Genomic DNA, 23,249 nt, shown 5'->3' with positions numbered 1-23,249 from the left:
ACACCAGGATCACTATAGAAACCGGCGTAATTGAAACCAGGGTAGTGGGTCAAGCGGGATTGAGCGGCTTCAGGTAGTCAGACCGTTTTTCGGACTTCGACTTTTGTTCGACTCCGGCCAATCGCAATCTGCGCGCATCCAGTTCTCTTGCCAACCGTACGGCGATTTGTTTCTGCAGCAAGCGACTGTCGTCAACAGCAGCGCACACTTCTGCCCAGTCTTGCAACCATTGTTGGGTCTGCACGTCTTCGGCCTCGCAACAGCGAACCCAGGCGTAGTAACGGGTTATGATCGCTTGAGGATTGCGCTTTCTCAGCGCGAGGCGCAGTATCCAATAATGGTAAGGTTCTGATGCCTTCCGCTTTAACCAAAGCCGTCGCCCCACCCGGGCAAGCTGCAATACCAGCCACAATAGGGCGCTCAGTGCCATCAGTACCAGCGCTCCCAAGAGCAGTATGGGTCTCAGCCAACCAAACTCTATGCCGGTGCCCACCGCTTCAGATGCGGCAAGAACTGCTGGCAGGACCTGGAGTTGAAGCGAGGGCACCTGAGCGGTCTCCCAATCCCGTTGCCGGCGATTCCACCACGTCAAGGTTAATTCAGGCAACTGTTGTACGCCCTCGCGCAGGAGCTGATATTGATAAACCTCCGTGCGCTTGCCGATAAGTTGACCGCGATCATTCTGATCGTCAATGCGAACCTCTACCAACGCTGATTGAACACCATCAGCCTGTGACATAGACAACGCAGGTATCAGCATCCCCGGCGTACCCTCAGCGGCAATGACCACACGGCGCTGCACCAAGTCACCAAGCCGCCAGGTTTCACCTTGCGCGCCCTGCAACTGCTGCGAAACAGAGACTTCGTCAGCCACAAAAGGCGGGGCCGGAGACGACTTGCCAACCAATGGTAATGGCAAAACCTGCAATAACATCGGCAACGAACGAAGCTTATGCATGGATGGCCCGTCTTCTCCCGCCACCCACACCTCAAGTTCAAGCCCGGGAATGACAAACTGACCGGAACGCTGTGGGTACAATAGATATTCCCGTCGCTGTACCGCATACATAACCCCGTTAACACGCTCGGAGAAATTGGTGGCAAAAGAAGAGCTCTGCAGACTGATTACATCGCGCAATTGCAGTCCGGGAAAACGCGGGGCACGGCTGAACCAGGTCTGCGTCAAGACATCCACCGCCAGAACCACCGGTTCCCCCACATGGGGTTGCCAGTGCTCACCGGTGGCATAGCCCTCTGCGTCAATCCATTGGGTTCGCACCCTCGGTTCTGCAGTGCTGGCCGCCAATGCCCACTCGCAACCGCAAATCAGAAAAATCGACATCCAAGTGATCCGTCGCCACATCATCGGGATGGCTCCGATTGAGTCTGATAATAGAACTTCAATCGCAGGAAGTCCGACGGGGTCGACTGCAGGCGACGCATCCACAGGGCCTGTATCTCCTGTGAAGACATATCGTGTCTTTCTTGCTGTTGGGTTTCCGTCGCCTGCTGCATACGCTCACTGTCTGCGCGATCGAAGACCACTTGATCGGCCTCCAGCTGCGCCACCGTGTCGCCGCTGAAATCGGTGACCGCCTCCGGTTCTTCCGCCAAGGCACGCACCAGCTCCAGGTTGTGCTGCGCCGCTGACCAATCCGGACGCTGCTGCAACGCCAACCAAAAATTATCGGCGGCCTGTCGATACCGTTTCTGATGAGCCAGTGCGTTGCCCTGATTAAACAACGCACGGGCACCACTCTGGCGACTCCAGAGGATTTCAGCCGGCTCGAATTGGCCATCGGCGTAAAGCGCCGCCGCCTTCCAGTTGCGATCGATAAAGCGCTGGGCAGCAAGTTTGTAGTCGCCCCGCTCAAAGTAATACTGCCCCTGTTGATCACGACTCATCCACAGATCCTGCCACAACGGCTGGTCTGAGTGGATCAACCAGGCACAGAACTGTAGTGCGTAAACCGCCGCTAACCCCAGAATAAAACCTTGGGAAAAAAAGCGTTTCTGAGCTACCACGGCAACACCATTCCGCGCCGAAACCATAACAACATCAACCCCATTAACGGCCACAGCAGGTAGTAGCCACAATCTCGCCACTGAGCTTGCTCCGTCTCATCCAGACGATTTTGCCAGCGGTGGCGAATACCATTAAGAAGTTGCTCCAGGTCGCCGTTGTCCAGGGTAATGCCGGTTGTAGCGACTTGAGTTGATGGGTTCAAGGTATCAACTCCCAATGGCGTCACCAGCAGCATCTGCACATCCAGCAGCTCAGGGACTGAAACCGAAGTCACCTGATCGCTGACGAGTAATACACTGCCGCCCCCGTCGCCAAGTAAATCCGCTGACAGCGTTAGAGCCAGGTCAGTGCGATTTCCCGGTTCGGGAAGAATCTCCGGATGCAGTGATCGCAAATACAAGTCAACCACATCGTGATCTTCCGTCAACGGCAGAACCGTATGGGCGCTGCCGCCATATACGACCAATGCAACGGGCGCACCGGGGCGCCGCCTAAGCAAGTCGGACAATTTGTGCTTGGCGTGAGCCAGGCGACTGGGCCGAAGATCCCGTTGCAACATCGACTCGCTCAAGTGCAGGGCAATCACCAGAGGGGCTTGATTTTCACTCAACGGCGACGGCTGGCGTTGCCAGCTGGGCCCGGCCAGCGCCAGGACCCAGATCAACATCATAACTGTCGCCAGCCGCCTGGGGGTCAGGCGCGCCTCTTCTGCGGGTCTTAACAGCAAAGCCTCCAAGAGCGTCGGATCGATGTGCTCGCGCCAGTCGGATTGCACGGCACGACGCTCCAGCGCACGCTTGATATACCAGGCCAGAGGCATGGCCAATAACCACCAGGGTCTCAGAAAATGAAAGGCCTGTAGCGCTTCCAGCAAATCGCCATGAAACTCAACCACTGGCAGACTCCTTTTTCGATCCACGCTTTGCAATGCCCGTTCCGCTCGACCACCACGCCATGGTGAATTGCAGTATCAACTGCAGGCACAACGCCAAGCCCAGTGGCCAGTGAAACAAAGAAAAACGCGGCCGGAAGTACTCAGCGTCAACCTTTTCGGGTTCCAATCGATCCAGATGTGCGTAAATCTTTTGCAGTTCGGCACCATCTTCCGCACGAAAGAAAACACCTCCCGTGGTCTGGCTGATTTCGGCCAGAGACTCCACATCAACCCGTTGATCGCCATCGGCCGTCAGCTTTCCGATGGCGATGGTATGAATCACGATACCGGCATCTGCGGCCACGCGCGCCGCATCGAGAGGCGGTACCCGACTACCTGAGTCATTGCCGTCGGTAAGCAGGATCAGAACTTTGCTGGCAGGCTTACGCCCTTGAAGAAGTCGTTTCTCCTCGGCAGCAGTGAAGTGGTTAACGGCAAGGCCCACGGCGTCCCCGAGCATGGTTTTCGGTCCCGCCATGCCGGTCTGTAATTCCCGCAGCAGCTGCAGATACAAATCATGATCGAGCGTAAAAGGCACTTGCAGATAGGGTGCCGAACCAAACACAATCAAACCAACACGATCATGGCGACGTTGTGCCACAAACGTTGAAACCACCTCCCGCACCCCGTCAAAGCGACTGAGAGGGGTACCAGTGTCAACAGCGAAATCCTCCGTCTCCATCGACGCCGAAAGATCGAGCGCCAGCATCAAATCGCGGGTCGGTTGTTGTTTGACAATGGGATCGCCCAGCCACACAGGATTGGCGAGGGCGGTGACCACGGCAATCCAGCTCACCGCGAGGGTCAGCCGTTGATAGATATTGCGACGCAGGATCAAGGCACCCCGCCCGGGGCGATTGCCAGACAATCTGACCAGCAAATGAAACAAAGGCACCCGCAGCGCAGCTCTCGGCGTGTGGTAGGCAGCGCTGAGCCATTTGACCAACAAGGGCGCTGGCAGCAACAGAAAAGCCCAGGGCAATTCGAACAGAATCACCGGTCCGCCTCATACATGGCATCGTGAGTCTCAATCCAATAGGCGATCCAATCAAACAATTGCTGCTTTTGATTTTCTCCGACTTCCCGCAATTGTTGTTCACTGCAGTAAGCGAGGTTCTGCAATATGTCGGGTATGGATCTGTCGGTACTGCGCTCTAGAAAATCCAACCACTCTCTGCCGGAGAGAGTAACCACCCGTCGGCGCGGGTAGACACAGAGGGCCACTTGCCGTACCAGCTCCGGAAGTTGCGCCAGGCATTGAGTTTGCCCGCTTTCAATTTGCTCACGGAGCTGACCAAGCCGCTCTATACCCGCGCGTCGATACGCGTTGGCTTTCCAATGCCGATACTGCAACCATGCCCAACGCAATCCACAGGCACCAATCAGTATCAACAGTGCCCACCACCCGACTCCCTGAGGCCAACTGCTGATGGGTTCCGGCAATATTATTTCGTGTATGTTGGTGAGCCAGTCATTACCAAAAGGCATTGATGACTCGGTATCGTCTTTTCGCCAATGACGCTCACTCACGGCACCGAACCCAGCATTCTTGTCAATTGTTTGACCACCGGCTCATGGGTGTGAATGGCCAATACCGGCACTTGACGCTGCTGCAGAAACCTGCGCGCACGCCACAGCCTTTTCTCGAACAACTCCGAAAACCTTTCGCGCAAACCGGCATCAGCGGTATCGATTTCCACTTGAAATTCGCCATCACTCACGGCCAGACGACCACTCACTGGCAACTGCTGCTCCAAACGATCATAGACAAACCCCAGCAGGACGCTGTTGTGACGAGTCAGCTGAGACAACAGATGGCCGGTGGTTTCATCGGCGCCGTCAAGGTCACTCAGCAAATAAACCACGCAACCGTGTCCAGCCAGGTTGAGCACCTGTTGCAGGGCGCGATTCAATTGGGCGGGATTCCCACGTTGTGTTTGCCCACGCAGGGCCTCGTTGCTTTGCTGCAACCGCTGCAGCAATTGCATCACTTGGGCATCAGATCTGCGGGGACGCAGTTCGGAAATGTAATCATCACCGAACACCAGAGATCCTACTCGATCGTCCTGAGCCAAAGTATGCCAGGCTAGAACCGATGCCAGCTCTGCAGCCACCACCGACTTCATGGCGCGGCTGGAGCCAAAAAACATCGACAATCGCTGATCTACCACCAGCAATACGGGGCGTTCGCGCTCTTCGGCGTAAACACGCACGTGAGGTTTGCCGGTACGCCGGGTGACTTTCCAATCGAGCAGACGAATATCATCACCCGTTCGATAGTGGCGTAACTCTTCGAAATTCAGCCCCCGCCCGCGAATGCGCGAGCGATGGCGCCCCACCAAAACACTATTGATGACACCGGCGGAACTAAGGGGAAGATGACGCGCCTGGTGTCGCAACTCGATCAGATGTCTGAGATCGACACTAACCCGTCCCATCTCATACCACCGCCACCTGGCGAAGAATTTCGGCAATGACCTGGCGACTGCTGACACCTTCGGCTTGACCGTGATAACTGACCAGCACGCGATGACCCAGTACATCCATCGCCACCGCTCGGACATTTTCCGGCGTCACTTGGCTCTGACCATTGATCCACGCGTGCGCGCGTGCGCAGCGGTCGAGGGCAATACTGGCACGAGGGCTGGCACCTACGCTGATCCATTGAGCCAGCTCCTCACCGTAACGATCCGGAGTCCGTGTCGCCATGACCAACGCCACCTGGTAGCGCTCCACGGCCTCACTGACGCCAACTTTTCTGACCAGTCCACGGGCATCAAATATCTGCTGTGGATCCAGTGTTGGCAAAGTGGCCTCGCCGGTTTCTTCTTCCTCTCGCACGAGCCTGACAATTTCCATCTCGGAGGCTTCGTCCGGGTAGTCCAGGCACACCTTCATCAGGAAGCGATCCATTTGCGCTTCCGGCAAGGGATAAGTACCTTCCTGCTCGATTGGATTCTGGGTCGCCAGAACCATAAACAGTTCCGGCATCGGGTAGGTTTTTCCGGCGACCGTGACCTGACGCTCTTCCATTGCTTCAAGCAGTGCCGACTGCACCTTCGCCGGAGCGCGGTTAATTTCATCGGCCAACACCAGATTGTTAAACAATGGGCCAGGCTGAAACACCAGCTGTTCGTGGCTGCCTTGCTGATGAAATACCTCTGTACCAGTAACATCAGAGGGCAACAGATCCGGGGTAAATTGAATGCGCCCGAGGCTGGCGCTCAAACCTCGTGCCAAAGCTTTGATGGAGCGGGTTTTGGCGGTACCGGGCATGCCTTCGAGCAGCACATTGCCGGACGCCAACAGCGCAATCAGCAGTTTTTCGATAAGATTATTTTGGCCAACAATTTGAGCCTGGATGGTTTCCTGGAGTTGCCTCAGAGCCGTCTGCGTTGAATCCATCAATACTCCAATTAGTTAGCGGCATCGCTCTCATCAACTGTAGGCATCAATCGCTCTGTGATCAATGCCCCAGTCGATGGGATTGCCTTTATTGTTGTGGTCGGTACTTCGTCATCTGCTCAACAATGCCATCCACGGTAAAGCTGTTGGGCGCCTGACGGGAGGGAAAACGCCGGAAGGTCTGAGCAAACTGCACGGCTTTGGCAGAGCCATAGAATACCCATGCGGAGTTGTTTTCCCACCAGGTATTGTAGGTGTTGGAATGCACATCGGCGCGTTCGTAAGGATCACGGCGCAGGTTAAACAGCTTGGGGATACGCAACCGAACGAAAGGCTCACGCCAGACCTGGAACTGGGTCGCCCGCTGTTCGGCATAGACAATTTTCCAATCTCCGGTGCGTACGCCTACCAGCTGACCATCGTCGCTGAAGTAAAAGAAGTCCTTGCGAGGCCCTTTGGTCTTCTTGCCGGTCAGGTAGGGCAGAAAGTTAAAGCCGTCCAGATGTACTTTGTATTCCTTGTCTCCAAACTTGCGCCCTTTTTTCAGCTGTCTGACGACTTTATCTTCACCCACGGCTGCCATTAAAGTCGGCACCCAATCCTGATGTGACATGATCTCATTGGAAACCTGACCACCTTTGATCTTTCCGGGCCAGCGCACTGCAGCCGGCACCCGATAACCGCCTTCCCAGTTGGTGTTCTTTTCGCTGCGGAATGGGGTAATGGCAGCATCCGGCCAGGTGTTGTAGTGAGGACCGTTGTCGGTGCTGTAAACCACGATGGTATTCTCGTCGATATCCAGATCTTCAAGCTGCTTGAGCATCTCGCCGACCAGTTCATCGTGAGCCACCATCACGTCGTTATAGAACCCCTGACCAGACTTACCCAGGTGCTTTTTGGCGGGATGCGTCCAGAAGTGCATGCCAGTGGTGTTCAACCAAACGAAGAAGGGCTTTTTGGCCTTGTGGGCTTTGTCGATAAAGTTTTTGGCAGCGGCTGTGAACTCCTCGTCTACTGTTTCCATGCGCTTGCGGGTCAGTGGGCCGGAATCTTCAATACGGCCGTCGGCGTAGCTGTGAATCACACCTCGGGGATTGGCCATCTTCTGAAACCAGGCATCTTTGGGGTAGTCAGGGCTTTCCGGCAACTCCTCAGCATTGAGGTGATAGAGGTTGCCAAAGAACTCATCGAAGCCGTGATTGGTGGGCAGGAACTCGTCCCGGTCCCCCAGATGGTTTTTGCCAAACTGGCCAGTGGCATAGCCCAGGGGTTTGAGCATTTCAGCCAAGGTGGGATCCTGCGGGCGAATGCCAGTGTCGGCGCCGGGGGTCCCCACCTTGGTCAAACCGGTACGCACCGGGTGCTGACCCGTAATAAACGCTGAGCGCCCTGCGGTACAGCTCTGTTCACCGTAGTAATCGGTAAACATAACGCCCTCGCGGGCAATGCGATCAATATTGGGAGTCTGGTATCCCATCAGACCGTGACTGTAGGCACTGATGTTACTCTGGCCAATATCATCGCCCCAAATCACCAGAATGTTGGGGCGGTCGGCCGCCTGCAGCAGGCCACTGAACAAAGCGGCCAACAGGCAAAGGGCCAATGTGAAAGGGTGCTTGCCAATGGGCATGAATCTCTCTCCCTTGGGTATCTTTTATGGCTGTTTTTTTCAGTGTAGTCGCTTGGTCATAACCAGGGGTTTTAAACACACCAGAGCACACTGAAAATGGAATCTAAGAGGATACTTAGGACAGAGATATAACTCCAATGACTATTTCTTGATAACAGATATTGCAAAAATGGAATATCATAGGCTCACCTGCACAGTAACGCGCGGCGTCAGCTCATAGCCATAGAGGACCGGTGAAAATGAGACGTAATCAACTATCACGAGTCGATTTCAAATTGCTGCTGGCATTGCAGGTGTTGATCGAGGAACGCAACGTTACTCGAGCAGCCGAGCGTTTACATGTAACCCAGCCGGCATTGAGCAAGACGCTACAAAAGCTCAAAGAGTTATTTAACGACCCCCTCTTTACCCGTGGTTCCCATGGACTGATCCCCACCCCCAAAACCGAAGAGTTGGCACTAAAGCTGCCACCGCTACTGGAACAGTTGCAGCTGTTGGTCGAGGAACAGGAGTTTGATCCCACCCGTTATCGCGGCCGGTTTCGCCTGGCACTGCCTCAGCTGATCGCCCAAACCATGGTACCGCATCTGGTTGAGCGCCTGTCGCAGCGGGCGCCGCAACTGGAGTTGGAGGTTACCGATCTGTCAGCAAATTATTTGGAAGAACTGGCTACCGGTCAGCGGGATTTTATTATCCAGCGTCAGCTCAATTTTGATCCGGATTACCTTTGCCATACCCTGGGATTTGGACAGGCACTATGCCTGATGCGGCATGACCATCCGCTCAGTCACAAATCCCGGATGAGCCTCGAAGATTACCTGAGCTACCCGCATGTTCGGGTCTACTTTCCCGGCATGAACGATAACAATGCCGGCCTGATTGACGAAGTGCTACAGCAACAACAGCTGACCAGAAGAGTGCTGCTGGCCACTACAGACCTGGGTTCTGCTCTGGAAACCCTGATCCAATCTGACTGCCTGATGGTTGGGGCTATGCATTACACCAATCTCAAACGTTTCTCTGGATTGCTGCACGCCATGCCCTTCCCCGAAGACCTCCCCTTTCCTGAAATCTCTTTCGCTTTAGTACAGCACCGCCGCAGCCTCAATAGTCGAGCACATCAATGGCTTAAAGACCAGATCCTGGATATGGCCTATGAGGACCCAACCACCCCCAAAGTTTGACATCTCACGCCATTTCTTTGACAAACCGTGCCGCCGCCTCGCATGATGTGAACAAAAAACGAGCGGCACAAGTGTGCCTGCACTCAAACTGAAGAGAGGTGACCATGACGCGGCCGCAGATTAGCAGCTCCTTTATTCAGGGATTCGATCAATTGCTCCAGGAAAAAGGAGTGAGTCCAGGCAGCTTTTATCGACAGGCGCAATTGCCCCCGTTCCGAGCCAACAGCCAGGAAAAGTTACTGCCGTTCCATCAGGAACTGCGACTGTTCGAAATGGCAGCCAAGTATTTCTCCCAGCCCGAAATCTGCCTGGATCTGGCGCGCCGGCAGGATGTATTTGCCATGGGCCCGGTGACCCGCTCTCTGCTGCGCGACTGTTCGGTAAAAGAAGCCCTGCAGCTGGTGCAGGAAAACCTGCATCTAAGTGTGGACAGTGTTTCCCTGCGATTGGATGTCAATGAAGATACCGCCATTTTAAGTATCCACAGCGCCGACCCCTCTTTGCAGAACAACCCCTTTATGCAGGATCATGGGCTGGCACTGTTGTGTATCATTATGCGTACCCTGTGTGGTATCAAGTGGAAACCGCGTTCCGTGTTTTTCCAGCATCCGGAACATTCGGACCTTAAGGCCTATCACGATTTCTTTGGTGCACCACTGGCATTCAATCACGCTTTAACAGGAATCGTGTTTAATGCTTCCTGGCTTAACGGGCTGGCCAAAGTGGATGAGATCCAGTTGATGTGGGCTGATCAACCCGCTCCTGTCAACGCTGAGCAGAATTTGCCCGCCCACACTCGCGGAGTTATTGCGGTACTGTTAAGCGAAGACGCCTGTAATATCGAGAATCTTGCAGATCAATTGCATATGAGCAAGCGGACTTTGCAACGGCGTTTGCAGGAAAATGAAACCAGCTTTAAAGATCTGGTCAACTGTGTTCGCAGCGAACAGGCATTAACCTATTTGCGCAATCGCCATTACTCTCTCGGCGATGTTGCCGCGATGTTGGGTTACTCTCAACTTTCAGCCTTTAGCCGCAGTTTTAAACGCTGGCACCAGCAATCGCCGCAAACCTGGCGCAAAGCTCATATGCATTAAACCCGTATTCAAAAAATCCCGCGCTAATGCACGGGATTTTTGTCCTCTGCTTTACCAACCGATCAGAAGCGCAAGCGTCCACGAATAGCGTAGTTGGCTTCACGTCCCCAAGCCACTTGCTGGCTACCGGCAAACAACGGCATGTCATTTGAATAGGTGATGTACTGCTCGTCAGTTATATTGCGTCCCACCAGCGATACATCCCAGTCATCATCCTGAGAGCCAATTGTCAGCGTCAGATTCCACAGCGTATAAGCAGCCTGCTCGGCCAGTACGTCGTTGTCCTGTGCACTATGATGATCGTCCATATAGTTGGCATCCAGAACGGTGCGCAGATACAGGTTATCGCCCAAGTCCAGCTCGTGCTCCAACGACAAACTGGCCGTTAACTCTGGCGTAAAGGCATTGGTCCCGCCCTTCAGATTTTGCTCACAGGTATCGGTCAGGCCATCACCATCCAGATCCACGGCAGTGGCATTGCCCACACTGGTACCCGCTGGCGGCTTAAGGAAGGTGGAGAAATTCAGTGCCGCTTTTTGAGTGTTGGTGCAACCGGCATTGGGGTATTCATCGAACTCGAAATCCAGGATGCCCACGCTACCCCGCAGCATCAGGCTTTCAGCCAACTGCCAGCGGCCATCGGCTTCAAAACCACGAACGCTGGCCGTTGCCGCGTTTTCCACTTTAAAACCAGTGGCACCGGTAAAGATGGACGCCTGCAGATCGTCATAGTCCATATCGAACAGCGCCATATTAATCTCAGCGGCCCCATCCAGCAGCGTCATCTTGGCACCGATTTCCATAGACTTCACTTTCTCCTGATCGAACTCCGCTTCTTCTGCACTGGCGGTCAGGGCAAAGTTATTAAAGCCTCCGGACTTCGTGCCTGTGGACACCGTGGCATAGGCCATAATATCGCTGGTGACGTCCCACTGCACATTAACGCTATAGGTCCAGTCTTCTTCATCGCGCTGCAGATTTTCAAAGGTATGCGGGGTAAATTCGCCCAACACCAGACCCAGAGGATTGGTTGAGGCGCAAGTTGCAGCATCAATCAGATTAAAGCTGTCCCACTCGGCGCAATGCACGCTTTGCATCGCCGTTTTTTCTTCTTCGCCATAGCGCAAACCGACTGTCAGACGCACAGTCTCAGAGATATCCCAGGTGCCCTGAGCAAAAGCCGCCCAGCTTTCAGTTTCCTGTTCCAACTGTGCAGCGCGGGTAAACTGCCCAATAGAGCCAACGTAAGCGACCCCGGTAGCGGGATCGATGGGTGCCAAAGGAAGCCCTGGCAAACCAATGGCGCCGCCGGTCAGCGCGATCAGGTTATTGTGGTCAGTCATCGCCGCAATACCGGCGGGGCCCGCAAATGACAAGGGATTGGTGGCGTCGACGTTAAAGTTGGATTTGGCGGTGGCGGTAAAGTCGCTGTCCTGATAGTAGAAGCCGGCGATATATTCGAAGCCATTGCCCAGCTCAGACACAAACCGAAGCTCAATACTGTGCTGCTCGTAGTCCTCGTATTCTTCGAAACCGATGCCGTCCATGACATTAAAGTCGGCATCCAGATCGCGGTTGAATTCGTAGGTTGAGTAACCATAAATGGCCGTGATCGTGCCCGTATCCAGGGTATAATCCGCCCGTATCCCAAACTCGTCTGAATCGCCGACGAACACTTGAGAGGCGCCATAGTCGATACCATCTGTGCTGTTGCCCATGGTGTTAACGTTGTTCTCCGGCGTAATGTCCGCGCCTAAAGAAGCAAACAGGGCCTCGTGACTGGGCGCCAGGATAAACTGCTCGTAGGCGTTACCGTGGTTATCCCAGTCCCCGTGTTCCAGCTTGGCCTTGATCAACAGGTTTTCGTTGACATCCCACTCGATGGACCCGCGCGCAGCCCACTCGTCGGTCTGGGGTTCGTTCTGATCGTAGTAGGTATTCTCGATCCAGCCTTCATCCATCTCACGGGTCAGGAATGCCAGGCGGCCGCGCACATTTTCGCTCAATGGACCGGAGACATAACCCTGCAGTTCAGTCTCTTCGTGCTCCAGTTCATAGAGTGCGGATAGCTGTGCTTCAAACTCTTCAGTGGGTGCGGCAGAGGTGATATTAAGGGCTCCGCCAATCGTGTTCTTACCAAATAACGTACTCTGGGGTCCGCGCAACACCTCTACCGTGCCCACATCCAGAAAACTGAAACGGGACTGCGTACCACGACCGCGGTAGACACCATCAACAAAAGTACCTACGGACTGCTCAACACTGGCCAGGATACCGGACTGAATACCACGAATAGAGATCACATCGCCAATAGCGTTGGAGGTAACGTTAAAGTTGGGCACATAGGCGGAAAAATCCTGGAAGCCGGGAATTCCCGCCTCGGCAATTTTCTCTCCGCTCATGGCGGATACTGAAATGGGAACATCCTGCAGACTTTCCGCCCGCTTCTGTGCGGTCACCACAACTTCTTCCAGGGTAAAGCCATCGGACAGGGCTGGGGTGGAAATGGCGGCAATTGCCAGCGCCATGGGAGCCAATCGGTAAGTAAAGCTCATGTGTCAGTCTCTCGCTTGGTTATAATTGTTCAGTTATGGCAACGACGATCGGGCCGGGTAGCCAGGTGCAGGTCGCCCCCTGAGCCGGTTGTTGATTCACCGGACAGGCTGCGAGTGTATCGAGACCTCTTAACGCTGCTTTACACTTCGCGCCAGTGCTCCGAGGTTTTCAGCCATGAGGGAGCGTATTTACCAGTACGCGCCAAAAGTCGGTTGACCAAATTGCCCATTTGTCAGACGGTTAACCCGTCGATGTTTGATGCAGGTAGAAAACGTGGCTCATCCACTCATCAGTTCAAGCTTTCTGGAAGGACTGAGTGATTTTGTCCTTGAGCGGGGTGGCGACCCTGAAGACTATGCCCGGCGGGTGGGCCTGAGCCGCGCGGCTCTGCACGCGGACAACCTGCTGGTGCCCTATCTGGAACACACTCACCTGCTGGAACTGGTCGCCCGGGAATACGACACCCCCTGGCTGGGCCTGGAGATGGCCAGGCGCCAGAGCGTTGCCGTCTTTGGCCCTCTCTTTGCTCTGATGACACGCAGTGAAACGGTTGAGGAGGGCTTTTACCTGCTGGCGCGGCACCTGAACATCTGCGTCCAGAATCTCGATATCCAGATTCACCTCAACGACGACCTGGCCGTGTTCTCCGCCATGGCGCGCAATAGCGCCATCGACAACAGCACCACCTTCCAGGACCACGCCATGGGTCTGGCCTGGCAGAACATGCAGATTCTGTACGGTGACAAATGTAACCTCAGGGCCGTTTACTTCCGCCATGAAGCCCCCGCCGATACCAGTGTATACACCCGCTTTTTTCGCTGCCCGGTAGCCTTTAACCACCCCAACCTGGAACTGGTGGCGGATGCCCGCTACGTACTCGCTCCCATTGCCGAGAGCGCCCGTCAGATCCCCCATTTGCTGCGCCAGCACCTGCAGGAAAAGCATCAGGGCAAATTGACTGAACAGGTCAAACAGATCATCAGCCACCATTTGATCATGGGGGATTGCAGTATTCACACCGTAGCCACGGCCATGGGTTTCAGCACTCGAACCCTGCAGAGACACCTGCAGGAGCAACAGGCGACTTTCCAACAGCTGGTGGAAGAAGTACGACGCCAACAGGCCCTGGAATACCTCAGCTCGCACTACTACCGGCTTACAGACATCGCCGCCCTGCTCGGTTATTCCGAACTGAGCGCCTTTACCCGCAGCTTCAAGCGCTGGTTTGGCATCTCCCCCCAGCGCTGGCGACAGGAGTGGGTTCCCTCCCGAGCCTCATAAGTAGAAGCAACGCCTCAACGTTAAATATGGAAGGGCTTAGGTTAACCGGGGCTTTGTTAAGTTAATCAAAGCATCCTAAATGATTAGTGGTTTAACACTAATTAACCCGCCATACCCGGCGTTTGGTCGACGCTCAGCCCCCAAACCGCTAAACTGCCGCAGGTTTGTATTTTGCCAAGCTCTGCGGGTTCCCGACTGAGTCTCCCCCGCAGAAGCCCCGTCTCTTGAACAGGATTGTTTATGTTATCGCGAAGCCTTCGTTTGGGCGTGAGCCTGGCCGGTGCCCTCAGCCTGACTGCCCTCCCCCTTCAGGCAGAAACCCTGCAGGAAATCTACGCCCTGGCCCTGGACAACGACCACCAATTGAAAGCCGACACCGCCGTCTACAACGCTGGTAAAGAAGCACTCACTATCGGCCGATCAGGCCTGCTGCCTCAGATCAGTGGCACTATCAGCTATTCCGACACCGACCAGACCCAAGTGGGCAAGCTCCAGTTCGACCAGCCAACCGCCACCTTCGACATCGAGAGCGAAAACGAAAGCTACTCCGTCAGCCTGACCCAGCCCCTGTTCAATATGGCTGCCTGGTTTGGCTACAAACAGGGCGAGGCCCTGAGTGAACAGGCCGAAGCCCAGTTCAGCGCCGACCAGCAAGCCGTGATCATTCGCGTCTCAGAGGCCTACTTTAATGTACTGCGCTCCATCGACAACATGGAGACCGCCAAAGCCGAAGAAAAAGCCCTCGGCCACCAACTGGAACAGACCCGCCAGCGCTTCGAAGTGGGCCTGACAGCCATTACCGACGTCCACGAAGCCCAGGCCGCTTACGACACCGCCACGGCCACCACCCTGGAAGCCCAGGGCAATCTGGGAATCGCTTTTGAAGCCCTGGAGGTACTGACCGGACGCAGCCATGATACCGTTGCCCCACTGCTGAGTACCTTTCCGGTCACCAACCCGGACCCCAACAGCCGCGGCAATTGGGTCGATTTTGCCCTGGAAAACAACTACACCCTAAAAGTGGCCAAACTCAATTCAGACGCCTCTCGCCAAAACGCTCGCGCCAAGGCATCCGGCCACCTGCCAACCCTGACCGCCAGCCTCAGCTACACCGACCGCGACGACACCAACACAAGTGTGGACTTTGGCCCGGGCGCCTCCGCCGACAATGACTCCCGCAGCAACGAAAGCTCCACCGTTGCACTGCAATTGAACGTGCCGATCTTCAGCGGCATGCGCGTCTCGGGTGAGCGCCGACAGGCCCACCAACAACACATGCAGGCCCAGGAAATTTACAACCAGACCCAGCGTGACATCATCCAGGCCACCCGCTCACTGCACCTCTCCGTAGTCACCAACGTCGCCCAGGTCAAAGCCCGCAAACAGGCCATCACTTCCAGCAAAAGTGCGCTGGAAGCCACCCAGGCCGGCTACGAAGTCGGCACCCGTAACCTGGTGGACGTACTGGTCGCCCAGCGCAATCTGTACCAATCCCAGCGCAACTACGACGACACCCGCTACGGCTACATCATCAACATGCTGCGTCTGAAAGAAGTGGCCGGCAACCTGACCCCAGAGGACGTGCTGCAGCTGAACCGCTGGCTCGAATCCGGGCAGCAGGTAAATCGGGCGAAGTACGAATAGGCTCGACGCACTGCGGTGTTAGCGGTGGTCGGGAATTGCGTTTTCGAAGCGTAAACAAGACCTTCACATTGAGGCAACAGACTCGACAAACTACAGAGTCTGAGGTGGCTGGGGTGCTGTTTTCAGAGCATTAAAAGCGAGCGCCGAAGGAGTCAATGAGACCGGCGCTTTTTGCCGGGCTCATTGGCGACTGAGGGTAGCCCGGAGGGCCGCCGATTCGCTCTGAAAACAGCACCCCAGCCGCCTTTTGAGGCACCGAACCGGACGCTCCGGCAACTCTACCTATGTTCCGGTTGTGGCAGCAGGTCTCGGAAGGATAGCTCAAGTCCCAGTTAAAGAGGATCGATCGAAACACCTGCGGGGTAATCAAGAACCCGATTCACCCGCGCGGCAACGTACTATCAATCAACCCCAACAACCGCTCCAAAGCCCCACGATTAGCCTCGGCAACGGCTTTACCGGCCTGCCCCATAGCCTCAGCCTTATCGGCATCACCCAACAATACCCCCACCTGAGCCGCCAACTGCTGCGGCGACTCCACTATCTCCAACGCTCCTGCCTCTTGCAGTAACCTCGATACCTCGGCGAAATTAAACAGCGAGGGGCCACACACAATGGGCTTACCCCAGGCCGCCGGCTCAATCAGATTATGCCCCCCGGTTTCCACCCAAGTCCCCCCCATAAACACCAGATCACTGGCTCCCAGCAAGGCCATCATCTCCCCCATAGTGTCACCCACCAACACACGGGTTTGCGGCAGAACAGCCTCGCCTTCGCTGTGCCTTTGCGTGGGAGCATAAGTCTCTGCAAGCTTTACCACCCGCTCAAAACGCTCAGGGTGACGAGGCACCAGCACCAACAGAAGTTCACTGTGGGTTTGCCAAAGCTGCTTCGCCGCCTGCAAGAGCAGCTCATCTTCCCCCTCATGGGTACTGGCCGCCAGCAGAATGGGACGAGGGTTATTGTTATCCCGCTGAAGGCTATTGTTATCCCGCTGAAGGCTATTGTTATCCCGCTGAAGGCTCCCCTGCCACCGTTTACGATAGGTGCTGGCCAGCTGCTCTGTCTCTCTGCTGATCGTCAGATCGAACTTGATACTGCCCGTTACCGTCAGTGCCGACGGGGGCAAACCCAGTTGCAAAAATCGATCACCATCGTCCTGATGCTGAGCCGCAACGCCACTCAGACCCGCCACCATCGGCGATGCCAGTGCTGAAAAACGCTGGTAACCGCGGGCCGACTTGGCAGAGAGCCTCGCGTTGGCCACCAACACAGGAATCCCCCGATGGCGGCAAGCCGCCACCGTATTGGGCCAGAGCTCCGTCTCCATGATAACGGCCAAGCAGGGACGCACCCGGAGCAGAAAACGAGCCAGGCAATCCGGAAGATCGTAGGGTGCATAAACATGGAACACCGACCCCCCCAGCGCCGCTTTCACCCGATCAGAACCCGTCGGCGTTGTAGTAGTAACCACCAACTCATACTCCGGGTAGCGCTGCTGCAAATGGCGAATCATGGGCAACGCCGCCAGCGTTTCCCCCACGGATACCGCGTGCACCCAAATAGCCGGCTTACCCGTGGGACGACAAGCGCCAAAACCAAAGCGCTCAGACCAGCGATGGGCGTATGCCGGAGCCGCTTTGGCCCGCCACAGCAGTCGCAAAATCACCAGAGGCAACAACAGATAAAAGCAGAGAGAATATAACCAGCGCATGGGTGATCGGAGGCTCAGACGAAATTCAGTAGGAGGCCAGTCATTAAGAGGCCTGGCGGCGCAAAGCGGCCAGCATACCCATACTGCGCATGGCAGAAAAGTTATTTGGACTAAAAACCCGTATAATTGGCCCCGATTTTTCTCGCTCGGTTTCCGTATGTCTGCCCAAGATCCCCATGTTCATCTCGACGTCGCCATCATCGGCGGCGGTATCGCTGGTCTCTGGTTGATCAATCGACTTCAGCAAGCCGGTTATCATTGCGGTTTGTTCGAGGCCAAAGCCCTGGGCAGCGATCAATCGGTGGCGTCCCAGGGGATGATTCACGGCGGCATCAAGTACACCCTGGGAGGTGCGTTAACCGGTGCCTCTGAGGCTATTGCCGACATGCCGGATCACTGGCGCCAATGCCTCAACGGTGAAGGTGATGTTGACCTGCGCGGTGCAGACACCCTCTGTGACCACTTTTATATGTGGTCCAGCGCCAGTGTTACCTCCAAACTCACCACCTTCTTTGCCAGCAAAGCCACTCGCGGACGGGTGGACAAGGTGGCAGCCAACGACAGACCGGCCTTATTCCGGCAGGGCAAATTTAAAGGCCAGCTCTATAGACTGGTGGACATGGTGCTCGACGTACCCAGCGTATTGCGCACCCTGGCAAACAATGTTGCCGGTCAAACCTGGTTACTGCCCCCGGAACGGGCCAATTGGATCAAAAACGAGAGTGGCGAGTGCGAACTGCGCGTTAAAACTGACAAGGGCCATGTACGGGTCACTGCCGGACAATTTATCTTTAGCGCCGGTCGCGGCAACCAAGCCCTGTTGCGGGCCCTGGACGAGAATACGCCAGCGATGCAGGAGCGCCCGCTGCAACAGGTAATGGTCAAGCTCAAGCAGCCTTCTGACGATATTCGCTTTTATGGCCACTGCCTCGGCACGGACAAAACGCCCCGCTTGACCATCTCCACACATCCGACTCAGGATGGACGCTGGGTCTGGTACTTGGGCGGCAGTCTTGCAGAGAAAGGGGCTCAACAGACAGAAGCTGAAGTGATTCGCGCCGCACAGGCAGAACTCACACACCTGATGCCTTGGATGGACTTATCCGAAGCCACTTGGGCCAGCCTGCCGGTCAACCGAGCCGAACCGCGCCAGAAAAATCTGCTGCGCCCCGACAAGGCCTTTATTGGCAAAGCCGGCAAATGTTCCAATGTCGCCGTGGCCTGGCCGACCAAACTCACTTTAGCCCCCAACCTTGCCAGTGAGTGCATGGAACTGCTCAATGCAGAGGGCATCAAAACTGCGTCACACAAACCGGATCTCAGCGCGCTGGATATTCTGGAGCAGGCGAAAGTCAGCCCCTGCCCGTGGGACCAAGCGGACTTTAAACCCTTTAACGAATTTGTTTCATGAAATTGCATAACTTCCGTCGCGCCATTGGCGAACTCCAAGTCAGCCCTATCGGGCTGGGCACAGTAAAACTCGGACGCAACCAGGGGGTTAAATACCCTTCCGGTTTTGAACTGCCCAGCGACGCCGATGCCGCCAACCTGATAGCCCAGGCCAGCGACCTGGGAATCAATCTGATTGATACCGCACCTGCCTACGGCATCAGCGAAGAACGCCTGGGAAAACTGCTAAAGGGCCAGCGCAGTAACTGGGTCATTTGTTCCAAGGTGGGCGAGGAATTCAATAACGGCGAATCCAGCTTTGACTTCTCTGCCAAACACACACGCTTTAGCATCGAGCGCAGCCTAAGGCGGCTCAATACCAACGTGATCGAACTGGTGTTGGTGCATTCCGATGGCAAGGATATGGATATCATCAACAACACTGATGTATTGGCAACCCTCGCCCAATTGAAACAAGAAGGGCTGATACAAGCCTACGGCATGTCTACCAAAACGGTGGAAGGGGGCCTTGCCGCCGCCAAACTCTCGGACTGCGTCATGGTCACTTACAACCTTAACCACCTTGAGGAAGAACCGGTTTTGGATTACTGCCGCGACCACGGCAAAGGAGCCTTGATAAAGAAGGCCCTGGCCAGCGGCCATATCACTGTTGGCAGTGATGGCGACCCAGTGCAGGAGAGCATGGATTTCCTGTTTGCCCATACCGGCGTCAGCAGTGCGATTATCGGCACCATTAACCCTGGGCACTTGCGGAGCAACTGCGAAAAAGCGATTAACGCGCTTACCTTTAACTAGATCCTATTTTTGCACCAACTCCGCAGCGATGATCCGAAACACATCGGGAGATATCACCAATCCAAGGTGCGTTGATCGAACCTCATGGTGACGCGTATCGGGATTGGTGCGATCAATCGCCGCTCGCCAATGCACAATGCCGTCCAGCTTCGAGTAAATGCAGGTGACAGGCACAGTTATCGGACGCAGATCCCTGGCTGCCAGTCTGGCTTCCATACTGTTCAGGTCGATACCCCGACGCCGGTAATAGTCTGCAAAACGGGTGTACTTGGCGCCGCCCAAAATCGGGCTCCCCAAGGTAATCACCTGCTGAACCAAAGCGGGATATTCCCTGGCCACTTCCCGCCCCAGAATGCCACCCAGGCTCCAGCCAATAATTGAAACGGGGCCATTGTCTGCCTCGCTCATGTCGGCCACCTGCCCGGCGATTCTTGGAATATTGGCGTGAACATCGCCCAAATTGCGACCCAGCTCCCAGCCCTTTACCCGGTGGCCGAGTTGCTCCAGAAACCGCCGCAAGAGCACAGTGGATAGATTACTGGCCCCGATACCCGGCAATACCAAAACCGAGTTGGGTTTGCCGCCCTGCGTGCGAACCAATTCGGGATAGGCCAATGCCAGGCGCGCCAGCTCCACACCACTCATGGTTTCCAGGGCGGTTTCCAGCATTGATGGCGGTCTTGGCAAACTCATTGCGGCAACAGTCCACGCAACAATGCTTGAATATCTTTTCTGCCCATATATTTTGGTCCGGCGTGAACAGACAAAGCCTCTTTGTACGCCGCTGAGGCTATCGAGGGGATATCCTGTTCTTTCAGGCTTTCAACGTTGTCGGGAATGCCAAGTTCAGTGTTAAGACGTTCAAGACGGTCTAGCGTGAGACCGGCAAGATCTGACCGGCCGAGTGAGGCTTCACCCAACCCGGTCTCGATTGCCAGTTGAGCCAGTTTGTCCTGCACGGCGTCTTGAGAAAACGCCACAATTCTTGGAAGTAATATGGCATTGGCAAAACCATGGGGCAGCCCGTAGCAGGCACCCAATTGATGGGAAATCGCATGTACATAACCCAGCATCGCTTTTCTAAATGCCTTGCCTGCAATTAACGAAGCTCTGGCCATGGCGGCGCGGGATTCGAGATTGCCGCCGTTTCTGTATACCTCTGGCAAATGCGTGAAAATCAACTCTATAGCTTCCAGCGCCAGAGCATCGGTTTGGGGAGAGGCCAACTGGCTCAAATAGGCTTCGATGGCATGAGTGAGGGCATCCATTCCGGTTTCCGCCGTTATCGATGGCGGCAGGGATTGACTCAGCGCAGGATCGAGGGCAACTCCCTTTGCAATCGTGCGACTGTCGATGATAAATCGTTTGGTATGGGTAACATCGTCCGATATCACGGCAACGCTGGTGACCTCTGACCCAGTCCCTGCAGTGGTCGGAACACAAAACAACGGCAGAGGTTTGTTACGGCCCTTGCGAATGCCGACCAGTTTTTCAACCGGCTTGTCATTGGTCGCGGCGACAACAATGGCTTTGGAAGCATCAATCGCCGACCCTCCTCCGAACGCAACCACGGCATCACACTGGTGCTGTTGTTGCGCTTGCAGGCCCTCTTTAACCACACTGACTGATGGGTCTGGTGTGATACCGGAATAGATGGCGAAGCCTACCTGATTTTGTGCCAGCGCTGCTATGAGGGTATCGAGCTGCTGCCTTTTGACAACGCCGGCTGTGGTGACAATCAGAACCTTATTGACCCCGTAATGGCCAATCTCCCTGGCGAGCGAATGGGTGGCATCCAGGCCTTCATGCAACCTGGATTCTCGCAGGGGCATTAACTTTAAGCCCATGGCTGTGGCTTTAAGCTCTGCACGATGCAGTTTAAATCTAAGGCGCTCGGCAAGCGTCGATTGTGATCCTCTCATGGACATCCTCTACACGCAGGTTTGTTCAGGGGGGCTGAGTGTAGGTTGGCGCCGCAGCTGTGAATGTTAAAAATGTTACGTTGTTGCTGTAATTAACCCAAAGACAATCAATTTGTCTTAAAAAGTCAATATCGTGTCTGAATATGTAGAGGGAAGATAAGCTGACAAGCCCGCAGGCTATCCTGCAGGCAATGTTATCGCTGTGTCCGGAGTGGCTTCAGCTGTCGTCCTGATCGAGGATTTTTTCCACAATCGCTGTTGTGGAGCAGTTATCAAAAAAGCTCAGCACCTTCACTTCACCACCGTAAGCTTTCACAATTTCCCAGCCCACAACCTGGTCTGCGGTGTAGTCACCCCCCTTCACCAAAACGTCCGGCTTGATGGATTGCAGCAGTCGTTGCGGTGTGTCGTCTTCAAAATCCAATACCCAGTCAACCGCTTCCAGGCCAGCGAGTACCGCCATGCGGCGATCCACCGGGTTGATGGGGCGGGTCGGACCTTTCAGACGACGAACGGAATCGTCGCTGTTAATCGCAACCACCAGGCGGTCGCCCAGGGCTCGTGCGTCTTCCAGATAACCGACATGCCCGGCGTGAATGATGTCAAAGCAGCCATTGGTGAAAACGATTTTTTCGCCGTGAGCGCGGGCATCGGCCAAAGCAATCAGTAATTGTTCTTCGCTCATTACGCCACGCTCTGAGCCCTGTTCGGTCTGGATGGCACGGCGCAGTTCCGGACCGGATATGGTCGCTGTACCCAGTTTACCCACGACGATACCAGCGGCCAGATTGGCCAATGCCACGGCTTGGGGCAGTTCAGTGCCGGCAGCAAGACTGGAGGCAAGCACAGAAATGACGGTATCACCGGCACCGGTAACATCGAACACCTCGCGAGCGCGAGCCGGCAGATGCAGCTCGGGCATATCCGGGCGCAGCAGCGTCATACCGTGTTCGCCTCGGGTCACCAGCAGCGCTTCAAGATCCAGCTTGCGCATCAACGCTGTACCGCGATTAACCAGTTCCAGCTCCGAAGAACAGCTGCCGACCACCGCTTCAAACTCATGCAGATTCGGGGTGAGCAAAGTGGCGCCGCGATAACGGGCAAAATCAGTACCCTTGGGATCAACCAAGACCGGAACCTTGGCGTCGCGGGCCGCATCGATCAATCCCAGGGTATCCTGCAGGCTGCCCTTGGCGTAATCGGAGAGAATCACCGCTCCCATATGAGGCAGAAGCTTTTTCGCCTTGGAGAGAAAGTCGGCGCTGTCTTCGAGTCCAAAGGATTCTTCAAAATCCATGCGAATCAATTGTTGATGGCGGCTGATTACCCGCAGTTTCGTGATGGTGGGCTTATCAGCGGAAACCTGAAAATCGGTATGAATACCCACCGATTGCAAACTCGTTCGCAGGGTTTCTGCCGCCTCGTCGGCACCGACCACACTGACCACAGAAGCCCCGGATCCCAGCGCGGCGATATTGAGCGCAACGTTGGCCGCGCCACCCGGGCGATCTTCCACCCCATTGACTTTAACCACCGGCACGGGCGCTTCCGGAGAGATACGTGAGGTACCACCACTCCAGTAGCGGTCGAGCATGACATCGCCAATCACCAAGACTTGGGAGCGATCAAACTGAGGCATGGAAAGCTGCAT

Annotated in this window: 19 protein-coding genes; 6 read left to right on the top strand and 13 right to left on the bottom strand. The window is 55.4% G+C overall.

Annotation, left to right across the window (positions count from 1 at the left end; genetic code table 11):
- Positions 1-49 precede the first annotated feature (49 nt).
- The 8 genes from HBA55_RS24935 to HBA55_RS24900 all read right to left on the bottom strand — a co-directional run bounded on the left by HBA55_RS24935 (position 50) and on the right by HBA55_RS24900 (position 7,995).
- Positions 50-1,342 (bottom strand): BatD family protein, encoded by a 1,293-nt coding sequence (locus tag HBA55_RS24935; RefSeq protein WP_166997020.1) that lies wholly within the window; start codon positions 1,340-1,342, stop codon positions 50-52.
- A 20-nt stretch (positions 1,343-1,362) separates the two neighbouring features.
- Positions 1,363-2,025: a tetratricopeptide repeat protein gene (locus tag HBA55_RS24930; protein WP_166997018.1), complete on the bottom strand. Its 663-nt coding sequence runs from the start codon at positions 2,023-2,025 to the stop codon at positions 1,363-1,365.
- The gene (locus HBA55_RS37565) at positions 2,019-2,921 is read right to left on the bottom strand and encodes a VWA domain-containing protein (protein WP_166997016.1); all 903 of its coding nucleotides are present in this window, start codon (positions 2,919-2,921) and stop codon (positions 2,019-2,021) included. The genes HBA55_RS24930 and HBA55_RS37565 overlap by 7 nt, the downstream gene beginning before the upstream one ends.
- Entirely contained in the window at positions 2,914-3,957 is a 1,044-nt protein-coding gene (locus tag HBA55_RS24920; RefSeq protein ID WP_166997014.1) for a VWA domain-containing protein, read from the bottom strand. The genes HBA55_RS37565 and HBA55_RS24920 overlap by 8 nt, the downstream gene beginning before the upstream one ends.
- The gene (locus tag HBA55_RS24915; protein ID WP_166997012.1) at positions 3,954-4,490 is read right to left on the bottom strand and encodes a DUF4381 family protein; all 537 of its coding nucleotides are present in this window, start codon (positions 4,488-4,490) and stop codon (positions 3,954-3,956) included. Before HBA55_RS24915 ends, HBA55_RS24920 begins: the two co-directional genes overlap by 4 nt.
- Positions 4,487-5,398, bottom strand: a complete 912-nt coding sequence (locus HBA55_RS24910; protein ID WP_166997010.1) for a DUF58 domain-containing protein — start codon at positions 5,396-5,398, stop codon at positions 4,487-4,489. Before HBA55_RS24910 ends, HBA55_RS24915 begins: the two co-directional genes overlap by 4 nt.
- 1 nt (position 5,399) lies before the next feature.
- Positions 5,400-6,365 (bottom strand): AAA family ATPase, encoded by a 966-nt coding sequence (locus HBA55_RS24905; protein WP_166997008.1) that lies wholly within the window; start codon positions 6,363-6,365, stop codon positions 5,400-5,402.
- Positions 6,366-6,453: 88 nt separating this feature from the next.
- Positions 6,454-7,995, bottom strand: a complete 1,542-nt coding sequence (locus tag HBA55_RS24900) for an arylsulfatase (protein ID WP_166997006.1) — start codon at positions 7,993-7,995, stop codon at positions 6,454-6,456.
- A gap of 239 nt (positions 7,996-8,234) precedes the next feature.
- Here HBA55_RS24900 and HBA55_RS24895 point away from each other — a divergent pair, with 239 nt between their 5' ends.
- On the top strand, positions 8,235-9,179 hold the full coding sequence (locus HBA55_RS24895) for a LysR family transcriptional regulator (protein WP_166997004.1): 945 nt from the start codon (positions 8,235-8,237) through the stop codon (positions 9,177-9,179).
- Between the two features lie 104 nt (positions 9,180-9,283).
- Positions 9,284-10,276, top strand: coding sequence for an AraC family transcriptional regulator (locus HBA55_RS24890; RefSeq protein ID WP_166997002.1), 993 nt, complete (start codon positions 9,284-9,286; stop codon positions 10,274-10,276).
- A 62-nt stretch (positions 10,277-10,338) separates the two neighbouring features.
- On the opposite strand, the gene HBA55_RS24885 is transcribed toward HBA55_RS24890, so the two are convergent.
- Positions 10,339-12,831, bottom strand: a complete 2,493-nt coding sequence (locus HBA55_RS24885; RefSeq protein ID WP_166997000.1) for a TonB-dependent receptor — start codon at positions 12,829-12,831, stop codon at positions 10,339-10,341.
- Between the two features lie 274 nt (positions 12,832-13,105).
- Here HBA55_RS24885 and HBA55_RS24880 point away from each other — a divergent pair, with 274 nt between their 5' ends.
- Positions 13,106-14,113 carry an AraC family transcriptional regulator ligand-binding domain-containing protein gene (locus tag HBA55_RS24880; RefSeq protein ID WP_166996998.1) on the top strand — a complete coding sequence of 336 codons (1,008 nt, stop codon included), beginning with the start codon at positions 13,106-13,108 and terminating at the stop codon, positions 14,111-14,113.
- 240 nt (positions 14,114-14,353) lie between these two features.
- Positions 14,354-15,757, top strand: a complete 1,404-nt coding sequence (locus HBA55_RS24875; protein ID WP_166996996.1) for a TolC family outer membrane protein — start codon at positions 14,354-14,356, stop codon at positions 15,755-15,757.
- A 379-nt stretch (positions 15,758-16,136) separates the two neighbouring features.
- Here HBA55_RS24875 and HBA55_RS24870 read toward each other — a convergent pair whose 3' ends face one another.
- A complete protein-coding gene (locus HBA55_RS24870; protein ID WP_166996994.1) occupies positions 16,137-17,471 on the bottom strand; it encodes a 3-deoxy-D-manno-octulosonic acid transferase in 1,335 nt (444 codons plus the stop codon).
- A 157-nt stretch (positions 17,472-17,628) separates the two neighbouring features.
- On the opposite strand from HBA55_RS24870, the gene HBA55_RS24865 reads away from it, so the two are divergent.
- Together HBA55_RS24865 and HBA55_RS24860 are read left to right on the top strand one after the other, a co-directional pair.
- Positions 17,629-18,882, top strand: a complete 1,254-nt coding sequence (locus HBA55_RS24865; RefSeq protein ID WP_166996992.1) for an NAD(P)/FAD-dependent oxidoreductase — start codon at positions 17,629-17,631, stop codon at positions 18,880-18,882.
- Entirely contained in the window at positions 18,879-19,676 is a 798-nt protein-coding gene (locus HBA55_RS24860) for an aldo/keto reductase (RefSeq protein ID WP_166996990.1), read from the top strand. Before HBA55_RS24865 ends, HBA55_RS24860 begins: the two co-directional genes overlap by 4 nt.
- 3 nt (positions 19,677-19,679) lie before the next feature.
- Here the strand turns inward: HBA55_RS24860 and HBA55_RS24855 are convergent, their stop codons facing one another.
- From HBA55_RS24855 to hldE, 3 genes are all read right to left on the bottom strand, one after another.
- Positions 19,680-20,369 carry an alpha/beta fold hydrolase gene (locus HBA55_RS24855; protein ID WP_166996988.1) on the bottom strand — a complete coding sequence of 230 codons (690 nt, stop codon included), beginning with the start codon at positions 20,367-20,369 and terminating at the stop codon, positions 19,680-19,682.
- A complete protein-coding gene (locus HBA55_RS24850) occupies positions 20,366-21,598 on the bottom strand; it encodes an iron-containing alcohol dehydrogenase (protein ID WP_166996986.1) in 1,233 nt (410 codons plus the stop codon). Before HBA55_RS24850 ends, HBA55_RS24855 begins: the two co-directional genes overlap by 4 nt.
- 217 nt (positions 21,599-21,815) lie before the next feature.
- On the bottom strand, positions 21,816-23,249 hold the full coding sequence (hldE, locus tag HBA55_RS24845) for a bifunctional D-glycero-beta-D-manno-heptose-7-phosphate kinase/D-glycero-beta-D-manno-heptose 1-phosphate adenylyltransferase HldE (protein WP_166996984.1): 1,434 nt from the start codon (positions 23,247-23,249) through the stop codon (positions 21,816-21,818).

It is taken from the genome of Pseudomaricurvus alkylphenolicus, assembly GCF_011683955.1.
GTDB lineage: Bacteria > Pseudomonadota > Gammaproteobacteria > Pseudomonadales > Cellvibrionaceae > Pseudomaricurvus > Pseudomaricurvus alkylphenolicus.
This window is presented reverse-complemented; position numbering and strand designations above follow the sequence as displayed.

Coding starts and splice junctions, on each gene's coding strand:
- HBA55_RS24935 (WP_166997020.1), bottom strand. CDS start 1,342: ATGTCGATTTTTCTGATTTGCGGTTGCGAGTGGGCATTGGCGGCCAGC.
- HBA55_RS24910 (WP_166997010.1), bottom strand. CDS start 5,398: ATGGGACGGGTTAGTGTCGATCTCAGACATCTGATCGAGTTGCGACAC.
- HBA55_RS24905 (WP_166997008.1), bottom strand. CDS start 6,365: ATGGATTCAACGCAGACGGCTCTGAGGCAACTCCAGGAAACCATCCAG.
- HBA55_RS24900 (WP_166997006.1), bottom strand. CDS start 7,995: ATGCCCATTGGCAAGCACCCTTTCACATTGGCCCTTTGCCTGTTGGCC.
- HBA55_RS24895 (WP_166997004.1), top strand. CDS start 8,235: ATGAGACGTAATCAACTATCACGAGTCGATTTCAAATTGCTGCTGGCA.
- HBA55_RS24890 (WP_166997002.1), top strand. CDS start 9,284: ATGACGCGGCCGCAGATTAGCAGCTCCTTTATTCAGGGATTCGATCAA.
- HBA55_RS24885 (WP_166997000.1), bottom strand. CDS start 12,831: ATGAGCTTTACTTACCGATTGGCTCCCATGGCGCTGGCAATTGCCGCC.
- HBA55_RS24875 (WP_166996996.1), top strand. CDS start 14,354: ATGTTATCGCGAAGCCTTCGTTTGGGCGTGAGCCTGGCCGGTGCCCTC.
- HBA55_RS24870 (WP_166996994.1), bottom strand. CDS start 17,471: ATGCGCTGGTTATATTCTCTCTGCTTTTATCTGTTGTTGCCTCTGGTG.
- HBA55_RS24865 (WP_166996992.1), top strand. CDS start 17,629: ATGTCTGCCCAAGATCCCCATGTTCATCTCGACGTCGCCATCATCGGC.
- HBA55_RS24860 (WP_166996990.1), top strand. CDS start 18,879: ATGAAATTGCATAACTTCCGTCGCGCCATTGGCGAACTCCAAGTCAGC.
- HBA55_RS24855 (WP_166996988.1), bottom strand. CDS start 20,369: ATGAGTTTGCCAAGACCGCCATCAATGCTGGAAACCGCCCTGGAAACC.
- HBA55_RS24850 (WP_166996986.1), bottom strand. CDS start 21,598: ATGAGAGGATCACAATCGACGCTTGCCGAGCGCCTTAGATTTAAACTG.
- hldE (WP_166996984.1), bottom strand. CDS start 23,249: ATGCAGCTTTCCATGCCTCAGTTTGATCGCTCCCAAGTCTTGGTGATT.